This window comes from Paracidovorax wautersii (assembly GCF_900113035.1).
GTDB classification, from domain to species: Bacteria; Pseudomonadota; Gammaproteobacteria; order Burkholderiales; family Burkholderiaceae_C; genus Paracidovorax; species Paracidovorax wautersii.
In genome coordinates, this window is the sequence record NZ_FONX01000014.1 from 147,470 (window position 1) to 167,237 (window position 19,768).

At 68.3% G+C, this 19,768-nt stretch carries 14 protein-coding genes; 7 read left to right on the forward strand and 7 right to left on the reverse strand.

Features of this window, described 5'->3' with window-relative positions; all coding sequences use genetic code 11:
* Nucleotides 1-8: 8 nt before the first annotated feature.
* Entirely contained in the window at nt 9-458 is a 450-nt protein-coding gene (locus tag BM070_RS18600; protein ID WP_092940834.1) for a gamma-butyrobetaine hydroxylase family protein, read from the reverse strand.
* Between the two features lie 175 nt (nt 459-633).
* Here BM070_RS18600 and BM070_RS18605 point away from each other — a divergent pair, with 175 nt between their 5' ends.
* The gene (locus tag BM070_RS18605) at nt 634-1,701 is read left to right on the forward strand and encodes a GGDEF domain-containing protein (RefSeq protein ID WP_092940835.1); all 1,068 of its coding nucleotides are present in this window, start codon (nt 634-636) and stop codon (nt 1,699-1,701) included.
* Between the two features lie 7 nt (nt 1,702-1,708).
* Here BM070_RS18605 and BM070_RS18610 read toward each other — a convergent pair whose 3' ends face one another.
* The 4 genes from BM070_RS18610 to serA all read right to left on the reverse strand — a co-directional run bounded on the left by BM070_RS18610 (nt 1,709) and on the right by serA (nt 9,375).
* The gene (locus BM070_RS18610; RefSeq protein ID WP_092940836.1) at nt 1,709-2,170 is read right to left on the reverse strand and encodes an HIT family protein; all 462 of its coding nucleotides are present in this window, start codon (nt 2,168-2,170) and stop codon (nt 1,709-1,711) included.
* On the reverse strand, nt 2,170-6,084 hold the full coding sequence (locus tag BM070_RS18615; RefSeq protein ID WP_092940837.1) for a DUF3683 domain-containing protein: 3,915 nt from the start codon (nt 6,082-6,084) through the stop codon (nt 2,170-2,172). Before BM070_RS18615 ends, BM070_RS18610 begins: the two co-directional genes overlap by 1 nt.
* A 108-nt stretch (nt 6,085-6,192) precedes the next feature.
* A complete protein-coding gene (locus BM070_RS18620; RefSeq protein WP_092940838.1) occupies nt 6,193-7,986 on the reverse strand; it encodes a methyl-accepting chemotaxis protein in 1,794 nt (597 codons plus the stop codon).
* Nucleotides 7,987-8,145: 159 nt separating this feature from the next.
* Nucleotides 8,146-9,375 (reverse strand): phosphoglycerate dehydrogenase, encoded by a 1,230-nt coding sequence (gene serA, locus BM070_RS18625; RefSeq protein ID WP_092940839.1) that lies wholly within the window; start codon nt 9,373-9,375, stop codon nt 8,146-8,148.
* 441 nt (nt 9,376-9,816) lie between these two features.
* Between serA and ugpB the strand changes: the two genes are divergently transcribed.
* From ugpB to BM070_RS18655, 6 genes are all read left to right on the forward strand, one after another.
* Nucleotides 9,817-11,127 (forward strand): sn-glycerol-3-phosphate ABC transporter substrate-binding protein UgpB, encoded by a 1,311-nt coding sequence (gene ugpB / locus BM070_RS18630; RefSeq protein WP_092940840.1) that lies wholly within the window; start codon nt 9,817-9,819, stop codon nt 11,125-11,127.
* A gap of 165 nt (nt 11,128-11,292) precedes the next feature.
* A complete protein-coding gene (ugpA, locus tag BM070_RS18635; protein WP_092940862.1) occupies nt 11,293-12,174 on the forward strand; it encodes a sn-glycerol-3-phosphate ABC transporter permease UgpA in 882 nt (293 codons plus the stop codon).
* A 1-nt stretch (nt 12,175) separates the two neighbouring features.
* On the forward strand, nt 12,176-13,027 hold the full coding sequence (ugpE, locus tag BM070_RS18640; RefSeq protein ID WP_092940841.1) for a sn-glycerol-3-phosphate ABC transporter permease UgpE: 852 nt from the start codon (nt 12,176-12,178) through the stop codon (nt 13,025-13,027).
* A gap of 64 nt (nt 13,028-13,091) precedes the next feature.
* Entirely contained in the window at nt 13,092-14,099 is a 1,008-nt protein-coding gene (locus BM070_RS18645) for a sn-glycerol-3-phosphate import ATP-binding protein UgpC (RefSeq protein WP_092940842.1), read from the forward strand.
* A 33-nt stretch (nt 14,100-14,132) separates the two neighbouring features.
* Nucleotides 14,133-14,930 (forward strand): glycerophosphodiester phosphodiesterase, encoded by a 798-nt coding sequence (gene ugpQ, locus BM070_RS18650; RefSeq protein WP_092940843.1) that lies wholly within the window; start codon nt 14,133-14,135, stop codon nt 14,928-14,930.
* 77 nt (nt 14,931-15,007) lie between these two features.
* Nucleotides 15,008-17,641 (forward strand): DUF3772 domain-containing protein, encoded by a 2,634-nt coding sequence (locus BM070_RS18655; RefSeq protein WP_092940844.1) that lies wholly within the window; start codon nt 15,008-15,010, stop codon nt 17,639-17,641.
* Nucleotides 17,642-17,870: 229 nt separating this feature from the next.
* Here BM070_RS18655 and BM070_RS18660 read toward each other — a convergent pair whose 3' ends face one another.
* Together BM070_RS18660 and BM070_RS18665 are read right to left on the reverse strand one after the other, a co-directional pair.
* Nucleotides 17,871-18,839, reverse strand: coding sequence for a Bug family tripartite tricarboxylate transporter substrate binding protein (locus BM070_RS18660; RefSeq protein ID WP_092940845.1), 969 nt, complete (start codon nt 18,837-18,839; stop codon nt 17,871-17,873).
* A 590-nt stretch (nt 18,840-19,429) separates the two neighbouring features.
* Nucleotides 19,430-19,768, reverse strand: a 339-nt coding sequence (locus BM070_RS18665; protein WP_139222880.1) for a transposase, incomplete at its 5' end; no start/stop codon positions are given.

Below are 19,768 nucleotides of genomic sequence, written 5' to 3' on the forward strand. Positions count from 1 at the left end.
CCGCCGGCTCAGTGGCCGCCGCAGCCGTGGCCGTGGCCGCCGCAGCCGTGGCCGTGGCCGCCGCCGGCCGCCTTGGGGGCCATGGGCGCGTCGCGGTCCACGCCGGCCGCCTGCAGGCGGGCCTCGTAGTCGGCCCAGAGGGCGGCTTCTTCTCGGCCCAGCTGGTAGAGATAGTCCCACGAGAAGATGCCGCTGTCGTGCCCGTCGGAGAAGGTCGGCTTGACCGCGTAGTTGCCCACGGGCTCCAGCGACAACAGCGTCACGGCGCGCTTGCCCGTCTGCAGCACTTCCTGGCCCGGGCCGTGGCCCTGCACTTCGGCCGAAGGCGAATAGACGCGCATCAGCTCGAACGGGATGCGGAACACCGCACCGTCGGAGAACGCCACTTCCAGCACGCGCGATGCGCCATGCACCGTGATGGATTGCGGAGTGGGCGCGCCTGCGGTCAAACCTGCCATGGGATGTTCACCTGTACCTGTTGTCTGTGTGACGGGAAAAAGAAGCGGCCCGCATTGTCCCACTGCCGCGCGCCTGCCCGCGGCCGTGCGGTCGAGCCACCCTCCGGGTGCCCGGCGATTGACCCCCTGCGCCGGGGCGGTTACCGTGGGATGCACACATCGCACCACATCGTTCATGGCTGCCACCCCCTCGGCGCTCCCGGCGCAAAGCAAGCTCGCGCACAAGGCGTTCTGGATCATGTCGCGGCGCGTCACCGTGATGGCGGCCGGGGTCGATCTGGCCTTCCTGATCCTGTTCACGGTGCTGGGCTCGCCCGTGCTGGCCTGGCTCAACGTGGTCAGCATCGCCCTCTATGCCGCGGCCTACCGGCTGCTGATGCGCCGCGCCAACGTGGCCGCGCTGGTGCTCATCTGGCTGGAGGTGACGGGCCACGCCGCGCTGGGCACCTGGCTCATCGGCTGGGACAGCGGCTTCCACTACTACCTGCTGATGTTCATTCCGGCCATCATCGTCAGCGCCAACCAGCAGCTGCGCACCACCCTGCTGCTGCTGGCGCTGTTCGTGTTCTACATGGGGCTGCACACGATGTCGCGGCATGTCGGCCCCCAGGCGCCGCTGAGCGCGCACGGGCTGGCCGTGGTCCACGGCTTCAACGTGGCCGTGGTGTTCTGCATGGCGGCGTACACGGCCCGCTTCTATTACGACACGGTGCGCCGCGCCGAAGAACAGCTGCAGGCACAGGCCGCGACCGATCCGCTGACCGGCCTGTCCAACCGCCGCAACCTGATCGCGCGGGCGGAACGAACGCTGGCCGATGCGCGCCAGGGCGGCCGGCCCACGGCGCTGGTGATCGCGGACATCGACCATTTCAAGCGGATCAACGACCGCTACGGCCACGATGCCGGCGACCAGGTGCTGGTCTCCATCGGCGCGCTGCTGCTGCGGGCCAGCCGCGCGCACGACGTGGTGGCGCGCTGGGGCGGGGAGGAATTTTTGATCCTGCTGCCGGACACCTCCGCGCAGGCCGCGCAGATCCTCGCGGAACGCGTGCGCAGCGCGGTGGCCGAAGCGCCGATCGAGCACCACGCGGGCGGGCGCATCGATGCCACCCTCTCCCTGGGCGTGTGCGAGGTGGAGGCCGGCGAATCCCTGTCGAGCGCCATCGCCCGCGCCGACCGCGCGCTCTACCGCAGCAAGGATGCGGGACGCGACCGCGTGACCACCGCCTGCATCGCGGCGTGAGCGCCCGTCAGAGGCTGCCCAGGCGGTCCAGCTGAAGGCGCATGGCCTGCTCGGCCGCCGGCAGCAGCGCAGCCAGCTGCGCCTCCTGCTCCGGCACCCGTTCGCGCTGCGCCGCGGCCCACACCGGCGCCGGGAAGTGGCTGTCCCAGCCGAAGCGGGCGATCACGTGCCAGTGCAGGTGCGGCACCATGTTGCCCAGCGCCGCCAGGTTGATCTTGGCGGGCTGCAGGTGGGTGCGCAGCGCCTGCTCCACGGCGCAGACAGCCGCCATGCAGTGCGCGCGGTCCTGCACGGAGAGGTCGGAGAACTCGGCCACATGCGCGTTCCACACCACGCGGTAGAAGGCGGGAAAGCCCGCCTCGTCGGCGCGGATCACGCGCAGCCGCTCGCCGCGCCAGATCAGCGCGCCGCCGTCCGTTTCGCAGAGCGGGCAGCCGGCGACGGCAGCGGTCGAGGCGGAGCCGGCCATCAGACCAGGACCCGCTCGATGCCGCCCGCGTTGGCGCGCTGCACGTATTCGGGCATCCAGTTCTCGCCCAGGATCTCGCGTGCCATCTCGACGACGATGTAGTCGGCTTCGAGCAGGCCGTTGTTCAGGTCGTCCTGGTAGCGGTTCAGGCCCTGCAGGCAGCTGGGGCAGCTGGTGAGGATCTTCACGTTCTCCTGCGGAGCGACGGCGCCGCTGGCGCGCAGCGCGGCCTCGCCCTTCTTGATCTCCTGCTCCTTGCGGAAGCGCACCTGGGTGGAGATGTCGGGCCGGGTCACGCCCAGCGTGCCCGATTCGCCGCAGCAGCGTTCGCTCTTGAGCACCTGGTCGCCCACCAGGGCCTTGACGGTCTTCATCGAGTCCTGCTGCTTCATGGGGCTGTGGCAGGGCTCGTGGTAGAGGTAGGCGCCCTTGCCCTGCAGCTGGATGCCCTTTTCGAGCAGGTATTCGTGGATGTCGATGATGCGGCAGCCCGGGAAGATCTTGTCGAACTGGTAGCCCTGCAACTGGTCGTAGCAGGTGCCGCAGCTCACCACCACGGTCTTGATGTCCAGGTAGTTGAGCGTGTTGGCGACGCGGTGGAAGAGCACCCGGTTGTCGGTGATCATCTTCTCGGCCTTGTCGAACTGGCCGCTGCCGCGCTGCGGGTAGCCGCAGCACAGGTAGCCCGGCGGCAGCACGGTCTGCACGCCGGCATGCCAGAGCATGGCCTGGGTCGCCAGACCGACTTGCGAGAACAGGCGCTCGGAGCCGCAGCCGGGGAAATAGAACACCGCCTCCGTCTCGGCCGTGGTGGCGGCCGGGTTGCGGATGATGGGCACGTAGTCCTTGTCCTCGATGTCCAGCAGCGCGCGCGCCGTCTTCTTGGGCAGGCCGCCGGGCAGCTTCTTGTTGATGAAGTGGATGACCTGTTCCTTGACCGGCGCCGTGCCCACAGTGGCGGGCGGGTGCGCTGTCTGCTTGCGGCCGAAGCCGCGCAGCAGATCGACGGCCATGCGCTGGGCCTTGAAGCCCACGTCCACCATGGCCGTGCGCATCAGCTTGATGGTGTCGGGGTTGGTGGCGTTGAGCATTCCCATGGCCAGGGCGTTGCCCGGGCGGAAGGTCTTCTTGCCCATCTTGCGCAGCAGGTTGCGCATGTTCATGGTCACGTCGCCGAAGTCGATCTTGACCGGGCACGGCGTGTAGCACTTGTGGCAGACGGTGCAGTGGTCGGCCACGTCCTCGAACTCCTGCCAGTGCTTGATCGAGACGCCGCGGCGCGTCTGCTCTTCGTAGAGGAAGGCCTCGACCAGCAGCGAGGTCGCCAGGATCTTGTTGCGCGGGCTGTAGAGCAGGCTGGCGCGCGGCACGTGGGTGGCGCACACCGGCTTGCACTTGCCGCAGCGCAGGCAGTCCTTGACCGAATCGGCGATGGCGCCGATGTCGCTCTGCTGCATGATCAGCGACTCATGCCCCATCAGGCCGAAGCTGGGCGTGTAGGCGTTGGTCAGGTCCGAAAACATCAGCGATTCGCGAGCAGAAACGGCCGCAGGCGCTTTTCCCGCCTGGGCAGAATGCTCCTGATTTCGCAGCAGCTTGCCCTTGTTGAAGCGGCCCTGCGGGTCCACGCGGCGCTTGTAGTCGGCGAAGGGGCGCAGCTCGTCGTCAGTCAGGAATTCGAGCTTGGTGATGCCGATGCCGTGCTCGCCAGAGATCACGCCGTCCAGGCTGCGCGCCAGCACCATGATGCGCGCCACGGCCTCGTGGGCGGTCTGCAGCATCTGGTAGTCGTCGCTGTTGACGGGCAGGTTGGTGTGCACGTTGCCATCGCCCGCATGCATGTGCAGCGCGACCCACACGCGGCCCTTGAGCACGCGCTTGTGGATGGCCTGCGCCTCGTCCATGATGGGCTTGAAGGCCGCGCCGGGGAAGATCTTGGCGAGCGGCTCGCGGATCTGCGTCTTCCAGCTGGCGCGCAGGGTGTGGTCCTGCAGCTGGGGGAAGAGCGCCTCCACGTCCTGCAGCCAGCCGGACCAGAGGGCACGCACCTCGCCCAGCAGCGCCACGGCCTGGGCCACGCGGTCTTCCAGCAGCTCGGCAGAAGGGATCTCGTGCGCGTCGTCCTGCCGGCCCAGCGGCAGGTTGCCGCGCAGGAAGAAGTCTTCCAGCGCGTCGCACAGCTGCAGCTTGTTGCGCAGCGACAGCTCGATGTTGATGCGCTCGATGCCGTCGGTGTATTCGGCCATGCGCGGCAGCGGGATCACCACGTCTTCGTTGATCTTGAAGGCGTTGGTGTGGCGGCTGATGGCGGCCGTGCGCTTGCGGTCCAGCCAGAACTTCTTGCGCGCCTCGGGGCTGATGGCGATGAAGCCTTCGCCGGCGCGGGAGTTGGCGATGCGCACGACCTCGCTGGTCACGCGCGCCACGGCGTCGGCGTCATCGCCCGCGATGTCGCCGAACAGCACCATCTTGGGCAGGCCACCGCCGTGCTTCTTGCTCTTGGTGGCGTAGCCCACGGCCTTGAGATACCGGTCGTCCAGATGTTCCAGGCCGGCCAGCAGCACGCCCGAGCGCTTCTGCTCGGCGAACATGAAGTCCTTGATCTCGACGATCGATGGCACCGCGTCCTTGGCGTTGCCGAAGAATTCCAGGCACACGGTGCGCGTGTGCGCGGGCATGCGGTGCACCACCCAGCGCGCGCTGGTGATGAGGCCGTCGCAGCCTTCCTTCTGGATGCCGGGCAGGCCGGAGAGGAACTTGTCCGTCACGTCCTTGCCCAGGCCTTCCTTGCGGAAGGTGCGGCCCGGGATGGCCAGCCGCTCGGTGCGGACCGGCGTCCTGCCGTCGGCTTCGAAGTACTGCAGCTCGAAGGTGGCCGTCTCCACGTCGTGGATCTTGCCCATGTTGTGATCGAGGCGCGTGACTTCGAGCCACTGCGCATCGGGCGTCACCATGCGCCAGCTGACGAGGTTGTCCAGGGCCGTGCCCCAGAGCACGGCCTTCTTGCCGCCCGCGTTCATGGCGATGTTGCCGCCGATGCAGGAGGCCTCGGCGCTGGTCGGATCGACCGCGAAGACGAAGCCCGCACGCTCGGCCGCATCGGCCACGCGCTGGGTGACCACACCGGCCTCGGTCCAGATGGTGCCCACTTCTCGGTCCATGCCGGGCAGGTGGCGCATCTCCACCTCGGTCATGGCTTCGAGCTTCTCGGTGTTGATGACCGCGCTGCGCCAGGTCAGCGGAATGGCGCCGCCGGTGTAGCCGGTGCCGCCCCCGCGAGGGATGATGGTCAGCTCCAGCTCGATGCAGGCCTTGACCAGCGCGGCCATCTCGGCCTCGGAGTCGGGCGTGAGCACCACGAACGGGTATTCGACGCGCCAGTCGGTGGCGTCGGTCACGTGCGAGACGCGCGAGAGGCCGTCGAACTTGATGTTGTCCTTGGCCGTGTGGCGGCCCAGGCGCTTTTGCACCTGGCGGCGCAGCTGGGCGGCTTCCACGAAGGTGGCGTCGAACTCGGCGATGGCGCGGCGGGCGGCTTCGACCAGCTGGCCGACCAGGCGGTCGCGCTCCTCGTCTTCGCCCGGGGTGCGGCGCTTGCCGATCTCGGCCAGGCGGTGCTGCAGGGCCTCCACCAGCATCTTGCGGCGGCCTTCGTTGTCCAGCAGGTCGTCCTGCAGGTAGGGGTTGCGCTGCACGACCCAGATGTCGCCCAGCACTTCATACAGCATGCGCGCGGAGCGGCCGGTGCGGCGCTCGCGGCGCAGCTGGTCCAGCACACCCCAGGCATCGGAGCCCAGCAGGCGGATGACGATTTCCCGGTCGGAAAACGAGGTGTAGTTGTAGGGAATCTCGCGCAGACGCGCGGGCTCGGCGGCCTGCGGCATCAGGGCTGCCAACTCAGTGGATGCATTCATCGGGGGGTCACCTGGGGGGGCATGAACGCCCCCGGCTTTGGGGGCTGCGATTCTAAGCCAGCGCCCCCGCGCGCGCTGGGGCGGGGGCTCGCGGGCAGCGGGACAGGATCAGAAGCTTTCCCAGTCGTCGTCCGCACGCGCCGGCTTGGCCGCGGCCGCAGGAGCCGAAGCCCGCAGCGCCGGCTTGGCAGGCAGGCGGCTGCCGGCCCTGGGCTGGCCAGGGGCCACGGCCGGCGCAAGCGCCTTGGGCGTGCTGGCCTGCAGCGCCGGCACGGCCGGCACGGGCAGGGCCGCTGCAGGGGCGGCCAGCTGCGCCAGGGGCTCGGCGCGCGGGCTCAAGGCGACGCCTGAGCCGGTGCGGAAGAAGGACATGGCCTGCACCAGCTGGTCGGCCTGGGTGCGCAGGCTGCCCGCCGCAGCGGCGGACTCTTCCACCAGCGCCGCGTTCTGCTGCGTGGCGTGGTCCATCTGCGACACCGCGTTTTCCACCTGGGCGACGCCCTCGCTCTGCTCGCTGCTCGCCGCGCTGATCTCGGCCACGATGTCCGTCACGCGCCGGATGGACAGGACGACCTCGTCCATGGTGGCGCCGGCCTTGTCCACCAGCGCCGTGCCCTGCTCCACCCGGTCGACGCTGTTGCCGATCAGGCTCTTGATTTCCTTGGCGGCCTCGGCGCTGCGCCGCGCCAGGCTGCGCACCTCGCTCGCCACCACGGCGAAGCCCCGGCCCTGCTCGCCGGCCCGCGCCGCTTCCACGGCAGCGTTGAGCGCCAGGATGTTGGTCTGGAAGGCGATGGAGTCGATCACGCCGATGATGTCGCCGATGCGCCGCGAGGCCTCGTTGATGCCCTTCATGGTCTCGACGACCTCGCCGACCACCTCGCCGCCCCGGCTGGCGATGCCCGAGGCGCTGAGGGCCAGCTGGTTGGCCTGGCGGGCGCTGTCGGCGTTCTGGCGCACCGTGGCGCCCAGCTGCTCCATCGACGCCGCCGTCTGCTGCAGCGCCGCAGCCTGCTGCTCGGTGCGGCTGGAGAGATCGCTGTTGCCCTGCGCGATCTGGACGCTCGCGGTGGCCACGCTCTCGGCATTGCGGCGCACGTCGCTGGTGATGCGCGCCAGGTTGTCGCGCATGTGCGCCAGCGCGCCCAGCAGGCGGGACACCTCGTCGCGGCCATCCGCGTGCAGTTCGACGGCCAGATTGCCATCGGCCACCTGGCGGGCCGCATCGATGGCGCGGTTGAGCGGCGGGACGATGCTGCGCACGATGACGATGGCCAGCAGCGCCGCCAGCGCACCGGCGGCCAGCATGGTGGCGGTGAGCCAGTTGCGGCCGCTGTTCAGGATCTGGAGCGCGAGGGACGATGCGTCCTTCGCCCCCTCCACGTTGAACTGCACGACCTTGTCCAGATCGGCGCTGGCCTTCAGGTACATGTTCCTGGTGTCATCCACCGAGTACCGCATCAGCGCCGCGCGCTGGGTGGCGTCCTGGGCCGCATTGCGGATCCGCATGGCGCCGGCCACGTAGGTGGCCAGGTCCTGCTTGAAGGCGTTGGCGAGCGCCAGCTCGGCCGGGCTGCCGATCAGCGTGGGCTCGACGTAGGTCCGGTTGAGTTCGGCCAGCTTGGCGACCGTCTTGTCGAAGGTGCCGTGGTAGAGCGCCTGATCGGCTGGCGTGGTTTCCAGCAGCATCTGGGCTTCGAGGCGCCGCAGCATGTCGATGCTGCGGCGGTAGTCGCCGAGCAGCAGCACGGCCGGCAGGTTGCTTTCCACCACGACGCGGGTCTGCGCCTGCAGGTGCGACATCTGCCGCAAGCTGAACAACCCCAGGAAGACGGAAAGCAGCACCATGGCTGCGAAGGCCAGGCCCAGACGGGGCGCGATGTGGATACGGGAGAAATGCATGATGGCTGTGAACGGTGAAGATGCCTCGGAGAGGCAAGACAGCCATTGAATGTATCAAATGTTACAAAATACCCACCAGTCGCAAAAACTCCCGTCTTCTGCCGTGCCTGCGCGTCCGTCAGGCGGCGCGTCAGGCACGGGCAGCGCCAGCCCGGCCGATCAGAACAAGACGCGGCTGCGGATCGTGCCCGGCACGCTGCCCAGCTTGTCCAGCGCCAGGTCGGACGACTGCGCGTCGATGTCGATCACCACGTAGCCGACCTTCTCGTTGGTCTGCAGGTACTGCGCGGCGATGTTGATGTGGTTGTCGGCGAACACCTGGTTGATGGCCGAGAGCACGCCCGGCACGTTGCGGTGGATGTGCAGGATGCGGTGCTTGCCCGGGTGCGCGGGCAGCGCCACCTCGGGGAAGTTCACCGACGTGATCGAGGTGCCGTTGTCGCTGTACTTCACCAGCTTCTCGGCCACCTCCAGCCCGATGTTGGCCTGCGCCTCCATGGTGGAGCCGCCGATGTGCGGCGTGAGGATGACGTTGTCCAGCCCGCGCAGGGGGCTGACGAATTCGTCCTTGTTGGTGCGTGGCTCGACCGGGAAGACGTCGATGGCCGCGCCCAGCAGCTTGCCGGACTTGAGCGCCTCGGCCAGCGGCTCGATCTCCACCACCGTGCCGCGCGAGGCGTTGAGCAGGATGGCGCCCTGCTTCATCGCAGCGATCTCGGCCGCGCCGATCATCCACTGGGTGGACGGCAGCTCGGGCACGTGCAGGGTGACGATGTCGCTCTGCGCCAGCAGCGCCTGCAGCGAAGGCGCCTGGCGCGCATTGCCCAGCGGCAGCTTGTTGATCACATCGTGGAAGACGACGTGCATGCCCAGCGCCTCGGCCAGCACCGACAGCTGCGTGCCGATGGAGCCGTAGCCCACGATGCCCAGCGTCTTGCCGCGGATCTCGTAGGCGTTCTCGGCGCTCTTGAGCCAGCCGCCGCGGTGCGCCACGGCGCTCTTTTCGGGCACGCCGCGCAGCAGCAGGATGGCTTCGGCCAGCACCAGCTCGGCCACCGAGCGGGTGTTGGAGTACGGCGCGTTGAAGACGGCCACGCCGCGCTCGCGGGCCGCATCCAGGTCGATCTGGTTGGTGCCGATGCAGAAGGCCCCCACGGCGACCAGCTTGTGCGCCTGGGCGAAGACCTCGGCCGTCAGCTGCGTGCGCGAGCGGATGCCCAGGAAGTGCACGTCGGCGATCTTGCGCTTGAGCTCCTCGTCCGGCAGCGCCCCGGACACCAGTTCGACCTGCGTGTAGCCCGCGCCGCGCAGCACCTCCACCGCGGAGGGGTGGATGCCTTCGAGCAACAGGAACTTGATCTTGCTTTTGTCCAGAGAGGTTTTTGCCATGGCGATGAGGAAAAAGAAGGAAGAAAGAAAGAAGGAAGGGGCGACGGATGGGGAATGAGCCGGGCGGCTGCAGCGAAGGCCCGAAGCCTGGCGCCTGGGGCGCGCGCACCGCAGGGACCGCCCCGGCCTCCCCCTGCCCCGCCGGCCCGCACCGCGAAAGCGGGCGGGGCCGGATGCGGCGGGCCGAATCATTGTGCATCGCACCAATTCCCTTGTGGCAGCGCAGTATTCCGAGGCACGGGGGCCCGTAGGCTAGGGGCCGGGCCATGACTCGTCACAATACCGACACGTCACCGACACGACTGCAAAGGCCGTTTGCGACGGGTTTCCCCCGTTGAGCCGCCGGCCTTTGCATGTCACAAAGTCACGGGCTCGTCACGGAGCGCGCCATACCATGGCTTTTTCGTGCCTTCCCGCACCATCCCCTACGCAGGAGTTTTCATGCAATTCAAGCACCTGGCACTGACCGCCGCCATCGCCGCGTCGGCTTGCCTGTCTGCACAAGCCCAGACCGAGATCCAGTGGTGGCACTCGATGACCGCCGTCAACGGCGAATGGGTGAACGATCTGGCCAAGCAGTTCAACGAGAGCCAGAAGGACTACAAGATCGTGCCTACCTACAAGGGCACCTATGACGAATCGATGACGGCCTCGATCGCCGCCTTCCGCGCCGGCAACGCGCCGCACATCCTGCAGGTGTTCGAAGTGGGCACCGCCACCATGATGGCCAGCAAGGGCGCCATCGTGCCCGCGGGCAAGGTCATGCAGGACGCCGGCCTGCCGTTCGACCCCAAGGCCTACATCCCGGCCGTCGCGGGCTACTACACGGCCCCCAACGGGCAGATGCTGAGCTTCCCGTTCAACAGCTCCACCACCATCTTCTATTTCAACAAGGACGCCTTCAAGGCCGCCGGCCTGCCCACCGACAAGGCGCCCGCCACCTGGCCCGAAGTGGTGGCCGCCGCCGCCAAGCTGAAAGCCGCCGGCCACAAGTGCCCGTTCACCACCGCTTGGCAGAACTGGACGCAGGTGGAGAGCTTCTCGGCCTGGCACAACGTGGAGTTCGCGAGCAAGTCCAACGGCCTGCAGGGCCTCGATGCCCGCCTGAAGGTCGATTCGCCGCTGCACGTGCGCCACATCGAGAACCTGGCCAACATGGCCAAGCAGGGCCTCTTCGTCTACAAGGGCCGCGGCAACATCCCCGAAGCGAGCTTCGTCTCGGGCGAGTGCGCCATGATCAACACCTCGTCGGGCTTCTACGGCAACGTGGCCAAGAACGCCAAGTTCGCCTACGGCATCGCGCCCCTGCCCTACTACCCCGACGTGCCCGGCGCACCGCAGAACACCGTCATCGGCGGTGCCAGCCTGTGGGTGATGGCCGGCAAGAAGCCTGCCGAATACAAGGGCGTGGCCGAGTTCTTCAAGTTCATCTCGCGCCCCGAAGTGCAGGCCGCCAGCCACCAGCGCACCGGCTACCTGCCCGTCACCCTGGCCGCCTACGACCTGACCGAGAAGTCGGGCTTCTACAAGCAGCACCCGGGCACCGACGTGGCCGTCACGCAGATGATCCGCAAGGTGACCGACAAGAGCCGCGGCATCCGCCTGGGCAACTACGTGCAGATCCGCGCCATCGAGGACGAAGAGCTCGAACAGGTCTGGTCCGGCAAGAAGACGGCCCAGGAAGCGATGCAGAACATCGTCAAGCGCGGCAACGAGCAGCTCGAACGCTTCCAGAAAGCCAACAAGAGCTGATCCCGCGGGCCGCACCCGCACGCCGGCAGGGCCGGCGCGAGGGCGCGGCAGACTGACCGCCCCAACCCTCCCCGCGCGTGCGGGGAGGGTTTTTTGTCGTTCAACCCTTCACCACCCTGCAAGGATCGCAGCGGGTGGCCCTTGCAGTGGCCTTCCGCAGACATCATGGAAAAACGCGTCCGATTCAAATCCGCCTGGCTGCCGTGGCTGCTGATCGCCCCGCAGATGGCCGTCATCCTGGTCTTCTTCTTCTGGCCCGCGAGCCAGGCCCTGGTGCAGTCGCTGCAGCTGCAGGACGCCTTCGGCACCTCCACCGAATGGGTGGGGCTGGAGAACTTCCGGCGCCTGTTCGAAGACCCGGGCTACATCGATTCGTTCAAGACCACCGCCTTCTTCTCGGTGCTGGTGGCGACCAGCGGCATCGTGCTGTCGCTGCTGCTGGCGGTGTTCGCCGACCGCGTGGTCAAGGGCGCGATGTTCTACAAGACCCTGCTGATCCTGCCCTACGCGGTGGCGCCCGCCGTGGCCGCCGTGCTGTGGGTGTTCATGTTCTCGCCCTCGCTGGGCGTGGTCTCCTACGCGCTGGGCCACTTCGGCATCGACTGGAACCACCTGCTCAATTCAGGCCAGGCCATGGCGCTGATCGTGATGGCCTCGGTCTGGAAGCAGATCTCCTACAACTTCCTCTTCTTCCTGGCCGGGCTGCAGTCGATTCCCAAATCGCTGATCGAGGCCGCCGCCATCGACGGCGCGGGCCCGCTGCGCCGCTTCTGGACGGTGCAGTTCCCGCTGCTCTCGCCCACCACGTTCTTCCTGCTGGTCATCAACGTGGTCTATGCGTTCTTCGACACCTTCGCCATCGTCGATGCCGCCACCCAGGGCGGGCCGGGCAAGGACACCGCCATCCTCGTCTACAAGGTGTATTACGACGGCTTCAAGGCCATGGACCTGGGCGGCTCGGCCGCGCAGTCGGTGGTGCTGATGCTGATCGTGGTCGCGCTCACCGTCGTGCAATTCCGCTACGTCGAAAAGAAGGTTCAGTACTGACATGGTCGAACGCAGCCTCACGCGCGGCATCCTCGCGCACTTCATCATGGTGCTGGGCGTCGTCATCGTCGCCTTCCCCCTCTACCTGGCGTTCGTCGCCTCCACCCACACCGCGCAGGAGATCGTGCAGGCGCCCATGCCCCTGCTGCCCGGCTCGCACTTCTGGGAAACCTACAAGGCCGCGCTCTTCGGGCGCGACCAGGGCGCCGGCTCCACCGCGCCCGTGGCCCGCATGATGTGGGTGAGCTTCGTCTCGGCCATGGTCATCACGGTCGGCAAGATCGCCATCTCGCTGATGTCGGCCTTCGCCATCGTGTACTTCCGCTTCCCGTTCAAGGGCCTGTGCTTCTGGCTGATCTTCATCACCCTGATGCTGCCGGTGGAAGTGCGCATCGGCCCGACCTACCAGGTCGTCTCCGACCTGGGGATGCTCAACAGCTACGCGGGCCTCACGGTGCCGCTGATCGCCTCGGCCACGGCCACCTTCCTCTTCCGGCAGTTCTTCCTCACGGTGCCCGACGAGCTGGTCGAGGCCGCGCGCATGGACGGCGCCGGGCCGCTGCGCTTCTTCAAGGACGTGCTGGTGCCGCTTTCGCGCACCTCCATCGCGGCCCTCTTCGTGATCCAGTTCATCTACGGCTGGAACCAGTACCTCTGGCCGCTGCTGGCCACCACCAGCGAAGACATGTACCCGGTGGTCATCGGCATCAAACGCATGATCGCCGGCGGCGACGGGCAGAACGAATGGAACATCGTCATGGCCACCGCCCTGCTGGCCATGCTGCCACCCGCGCTGGTGGTGATCCTCATGCAGAAATGGTTCGTCAAGGGACTGGTGGACACCGAGAAGTAATCCACCCAAAACCCCTTGCAGCGCCCATTCCATCAACGCATACAGCTACGGATTCAATAGCAAAATGGCATCTCTTTCCCTGCGCAACGTCATCAAGCGCTACGGCCACGGCCCCAAGGCCAACCAGGTCATCCACGGCGTCAACGCCGAAATCGCCGACGGCGAATTCATCGTCATCGTCGGCCCCTCGGGCTGCGGCAAGTCCACCCTGCTGCGCATGGTGGCGGGCCTGGAGGAAATCTCCGGCGGCGAGATCGCCATCGGCGACCGCGTGGTCAACGACCTGGAACCCGCCCAGCGCGACATCGCCATGGTGTTCCAGAACTACGCGCTCTACCCGCACATGACGAACTTCGAGAACATGGCCTATGGCCTGAAGATCGCCAAGGTGCCCAAGGACGAGATCCGCGCCCGCGTGGACAAGGCCGCCAAGATCCTCGAACTCGGCCACCTGCTGGAGAGAAAGCCCCGCGAACTCTCCGGCGGCCAGCGCCAGCGCGTGGCCATGGGCCGCGCCATCGTGCGCCAGCCGCGCGTGTTCCTGTTCGACGAGCCGCTCTCCAACCTCGACGCCAAGCTGCGCGCGCAGACCCGCCTGGAGATCCAGAAGCTGCACCGAGAGCTGGGCATCACCAGCCTCTTCGTCACCCACGACCAGGTCGAGGCCATGACGCTGGCCCAGCGCATGATCGTGATGAACGGCGGCGTGATGGAGCAGTTCGGCACGCCCGAGGAGGTCTATCACACGCCCGCCTCGACCTTCGTGGCGAGCTTCATCGGCTCGCCGCCGATGAACCTGCTCAGGAACGCGCCGGGCTGCCAGGCCGGCGCCGTGCTGGGCGTGCGCCCCGAGCACCTGGACGTCACCGCCGCCGACGGCTGGGACGTGCGCGTGGACAGCGTGGAGCTGCTGGGCGCCGAACGCCTCGTCTATGCCAGCCTGGGCGGCGAGCAGCTCATCGTGCGCGTGGAAGAAGGCACGCTGCACCCGCAGCCCGGCGACACGCTGCGCGTAGCCCCGCGCCCCGACCGCCTGCACTGGTTCGACGCGGCCAGCGGCAAGCGGCGCTGAAACATGGCCGGTGTCACGCGCACAATCCACGGGATGCACGACGACGCCACCGCCCCCTCTCACGCCGCCCCATCCACCACCCCAACGGCGGCGCCCGCCTGGCCCTATCCCCGCTGGATCGCCCACCGCGGCGCCGGCAAGCTCGCGCCCGAGAACACGCTGGCGGCCTTCCGTCTGGGGGCCTCGCACGGCTTCCGGATGTTCGAGTGCGACGCCAAGCTCAGCGCCGACGGCGTGCCCTTCCTGCTGCACGACGCGACGCTGGAGCGCACCACCAACGGCACCGGCACGGCCGGCGAGCGGCCCTGGGGCGAGCTGGCGCAGCTCGATGCCGGCGGCTGGCACTCGCGCGCCTGGGCGGGCGAGCCGCTGGTCACGCTGGCCGGCCTGGCGCGCTTTTGCATCGCCAACGGCTACCTGCTGAACATCGAGATCAAGCCCACGCCGGGCACCGAAGAAGCCACCGGCCGCGCCGTCGCAGCCCAGGCCGCACGGCTCTGGCAGGGCCAGGCGGTGCCGCCGCTGCTCACCTCGTTCAAGCCCGCCGCCCTCGCCGGCGCCCGCGACGCCGTGCCGGCCCTGCCGCGCGGCCTGCTGCTCGACACGCTGCCGGACGGCTGGCTGGACACCGCCCAGCAGCTGGGCTGCGTGGCCATCGTCTGCAACCATGCGCTCTGGACGGCCGAAACCGTCGCCGCCGCCCAGGGTGCCGGGCTGCGCACCCTGAGCTACACCGTCAACGACGAATGGGCCGCCCAGCGACTGATCGACCTGGGCACGGACGGCATCATCACCGACCGGGTGGATCTGTTCAGCCCTGCGGCGAACTGAGCAGCGCCGAAGCGCGCGGCCAGGCCCCGCGCCCGCCGGCACGACACCACCGCCCCAAGGCATCGCACAATCCGGGGATGATTTCGCCCCGTCCGACCTGCATTTCCAGCCGCGCCACCTGCGGCGGAACACTCACCGCACGCCCCTCCACATCCTTCTTCGCCCGGTTCCTGGCCTGCCTGCTGCTGGCCATCGCCTTCCTCGGCGTGGCCGGCAGCCCTGCCCACGCCCAGCCCGGCGCATCCAGCGGCAGCAGTGGCAACAACGGCAGCAGCGCGCAGGCGCAGGCGAACGAAGACGATGACGGCAACCCCGCCAACACGCCCATGCCGCCCAGCGTCGATGTGCTGCGCAAGCAGCTCGACGCCATTCCGCAGAAGCTCTCGGAAGACGACGACGGCCGCAAGCTGCTGGCCGAGGTCAACGCCATCGGCACGGCAGCCGAGCAGCTCGCCACCAGCCGCGCCGCCGATCTGGCCGACATCGACTCGCGCCTGGCCGGCCTGGGCCCCGCGCCTGAAAAAGGCGCCCAGGCCGACTCGCCCGACGTGGCCGCCCAGCGGGCCGCGCTGACCAAGCAGCGCGCCTCCGTCGATGCCGAGCTGAAGCTCGCACGCCTCATCATGGTGGACGCCGAGCAGCGCGGCACCGACCTCATCCGCCAGCGCCGCGAGCAGTTCCAGGCGGCGCTGACCCACCGCATCGACTCCCCGCTGGGCCGCGTGTTCTGGCGCAACCTGCGCAACGCCCTGCCGGGCGACATCGGCCGGCTCGAATCCCTGGCGGACGAGCTGCGCACCGCCGTGCGCGCCGCGATGCAGCCCGACAGCCGCAGCACCTTCCTGGCCGGGCTGGTGGGCGCGCTGCTGCTGGCGGTGGCCGGCACCTGGCTGGCCGAACGCCTGCTGATCCGCCTGGTGCCCTCGCGCCTGCCGGGCGGGCGCCTGCGGCGCTCGCTGCTGGCGGCGGCCTCGGTGCTGGTCCACACCCTGCTCATCGGCCTGGCCGCGCAATGGTTCTGGAGCGCGCTGGAATCCGGCGCCCCGCTCTCGGAATCCGTCCAGGCACTGGCCGACAGCAGCGTGCGCTCGGCCGTGTTCGCCGCGGTGCTGATCGCGCTCGGCCATGCCCTGATCCTGCGCAAGCGCAGCTCCTGGCGGCTGACCGGCATCTCCGACGACCTGGCCACGCGCCTGAGCCCCTACCCGTGGTGCATCGGCATCGTCGCGGCGCTGAGCGCGCTGGTGACGGACATCAACAGCATCATCGGCGCCAGCCTGGCGGCCGAAGTGTCCGTCCACGTGGTCTCGGCCCTGCTGGTGGCGGGCCTGATGGCGCTGGCGCTGCGCCACCTGCGCACGCCCTCGGCACCGTCCGCCGCCGCGCCGGCAGCCGGCGGCGCCGACGCTGCGGATGCCGCCGACGCACCAACCCCGGCCGCCGAGCCCCGCCCGGTCTGGGTGGGCCTGGTCGTGGCCTGCGCCAACCTGGCCACGATCGCCATCGCGCTGATGGTGGCCGTGGGCTACGTGGCGCTGGCCGGCACCCTGGCGCGGCAGATGGTGTGGACTGGCGTGGTCTTCGCCACCACCTACCTCGCCTTCCAGGTGGTGGACGACGTGTGCGAGGCGCTGCTCTCGTCCAAGAGCGGCTTCGGCGGCCGGCTGCACCGCGGCCTGGGCGTGGACGCCAAGCTGCTCGACCAGGTGGCCGTGGTCACCTCGGGCGTGCTGCGCGTGGCGCTCTTCTTCTACATGGTGATCGCGCTGCTGGCGCCTTTCGGCACCGGCCCGGACGAAGTGTTCCGCCGCGGCACCAATGCCGACCACAGCCTGAAGGTGGGCAGCGTGGTCATCGCGCCGCAGGCCATGTTCACGGCGATGGCCGTGCTGCTCGCCGGCTTCCTCACCATCCGCGTGTTCAAGCGCTGGCTCAGCGACCGGTATTTCCCCAGCACCTCGCTGGAGCCCGGCATGCGCAGCTCCATCACCACGCTGCTGGGCTACGTGGGCGGCGTGGTCGTCATCGCCGTGGCGCTAGCGGGCCTGGGCATCAGCGTGGAACGCATCGCCTGGGTGGCCAGCGCGCTGTCGGTGGGTATCGGCTTCGGGCTGCAAGCCATCGTGCAGAACTTCATCTCGGGCCTGATCCTGCTGGCCGAGCGGCCCGTGAAGGTCGGCGACTGGGTGGTGCTGGGCACCACCGAAGGCGACGTGCGCCGGGTGAACGTGCGCGCCACCGAGATCCAGCTGGGCGACCGCTCCACCGTGATCGTGCCCAACTCGGAATTCATCACCAAGACCGTGCGCAACATGACGCTCACCGGCGCGCCCGGCCGCGTGCTGCTGCGCCTGCCCGCGCCGCTGGACGTGGACGCCCGGCGCATGCGCGACCTGATCCAGGCCGCCTTCACCACGCACGAAGGCATCCTGGACAACCCCGCCCCCGCCGTGCAGCTGGAAGACATCGTCAACGGCACCCTCACCTTCCTGGCCATCGGCTACGTGAGCAACCCGCGCAACGCCGGCGGGGTGAAGAGCGAGCTGCTGTTCTCCATCCTCGAATCACTGCGCGAAGCGGGCATGGCGCTATCGCCCCCGGCATCGACCAGCGTGCCGCCGCCCACGGTGGCGAGCGCACCGGCCCTGCCGACCGTGTCCATCCCCCAGCCCAAGGGGCCGGCAGGCGACCTCACGCCGGACGCTACGTAAACCATAGCTGCCGACCCTTGCAGATCAAGGGCTGCAGCCTGTTTTTGCCAACAACCGACAGCACTGACTCACCTGCGCGGCAGCCACGCGGCGGAAAGCGGCAGGCCCGCAGGCTTCGGTCCAGCCCTGCGGTGTGGCAGCCCAGCGAGTACCCGCCTGGGAGCCGAAGACAGTGCTGCGGCACGGCGAGGCCATCCGGCGACCTCGCACATGGGCCGGCCCCGCGGTATCAGTCCAGCTTGGCGCCGGACTGCTTCACCGCCACCGCCCATCGCGGCATTTCCGCCGCGAGGAAGCCGGCGAACGCATCCGCGCCCAGAAAGGCCGGATCGGCGCCCTGCGCCACCATGCGGTTCTTCACCTCGGGCGACTGCATCACCTGGCCGAACGCATCGCTGAGCCTGGCCACCACATCCCTGGGCGTGCCGGCCGGCGCCAGGAAGCCGTAGAAGCCCACCACCTCGAAGTTCTTCAGCCCGCTCTCGATCGCCGTGGGCACGTCGGGCAGCGCCGGGTTGCGCTCCCGGCTGGTGACGGCCAGCGCGCGCACCTTGCCCTGCTTGTGGTACGCGGCGGCCTGCGGAATGCTCTCGGCCATGAACTGCACCTGCCCGCCCATCAGATCGGTGAACGCCGGCGCGCTGCCGCGGTACGGGATGTGCACCATGAACAGCCCCGTGGCCATCTTGAACATCTCCGGCACCAGATGGCTGATGCCCCCGTTGCCCGCCGAGCCGAAGTTGACCTGCCCCGGCCGCGCCTTCGCATATGCGATGAACTCCGGCAGGTTCTGTACGGGAAGCTTCGGGTTGACCAGCAGCGCCAGCGGCTGCATCGCCGTGCGCGCGATGGGCGTGAAGTCCTTGAGCGTGGCATACGGCAGCCTGCTGTAGAGCGCCGGGTTGATGACCATCACCCCCGTGTTCGCCAGCATCAGCGTGTGGCCGTCCGGCGCCGCCTTCATCACCTCCTGCGCTCCTACCGTGCCTCCCGCACCGGCCTTGTAATCCACCACCACCGGCTGGCCCAGCACCCCCTGCAGCTTGTCGGTCAGCAGCCGCGCATGCTGGTCCAGCGGCCCCCCGGCCGGAAAGCCGATCACCACGCGGATCGGCCTGGACGGGAAGCCCGGCTGGGCCAGAACGGCGATGGACGTACAGGCCAGGGCGGCGGCGGCAAGCCAGGTGCGCAGGCGCATGGGGAGTCTCCCGATAGGTAGATGTTGAGGAGACGGGAGCTTAGGAATAAAGAGGCAGGATGGCACGGGGCAATGCCCGTGGAGGCTATTTTGCTGTGGTTGCTGTCATCGGAGATTAGTCGTCAAGTTCACGCTGCCTGACACAAAGCAGTCGCTAGCGCAGTTGGCAGGCTGCTGATGCAATAGCGCCTCGAGCATGCGACTTAGAAGTCCGAGGACGACGACCTTGCGCCGGTAGCGTTGTGAGTCGGTCCACCTCGCTGCGATTGGTCAAGTAAAGCGTCGCTTACATATGGCAATATCTCCTAAAGACGCAGGGAGTGTCGTCAGGGAGCGCGAGAATGACAATCATCCAGGACATTGGCGGTTGGCTCGCACAACAGCCACCGTGGCTTAGCGATTGTGCCCGCAGGCTGCTTCAGCAGGGAACGTTGGGCTTGGGCGACAAGGAAGACCTGGTTGCGCTGGTCAAGGTGCACCATGGCTTCAAAGACCCAAAAGGCCGCCAACCCGAGCCGCTCGACCCAGCTCAGATTCCGGCAGCAGCTCAGGCAGGTGTCGACGTCAGGCTTCTTGCGCTGAGAACCTGTTTACGATCTTCGACACAGCAAAGCCAAGAATGCCAAGTGGACGAACTGCAAGCTGGTGTTGAGCGACCTCTCGCAGTTCTTCCATAAACGCCTGTTCTTGTCCAACCAGGCAAAGCTGCGCTCCACCACCCAGCGCTGAGGCATCACCTTGAACGCGTGCAACTCGCTTCGCTTGGCGATCTGAACGGTGACGTGCTCGCCCAGGATCTCTTGCACGCCCAGGGCGAACGGCTTGCCCACGTAGCCGCTGTCGCACAGCAGGCTTCGCACCCTGCCCAGCGCAGGTCGGCAGCGCTGCAGCGCCTGCAAGGCTCCTTTGCGGTCCGTCACTTCTGCCGT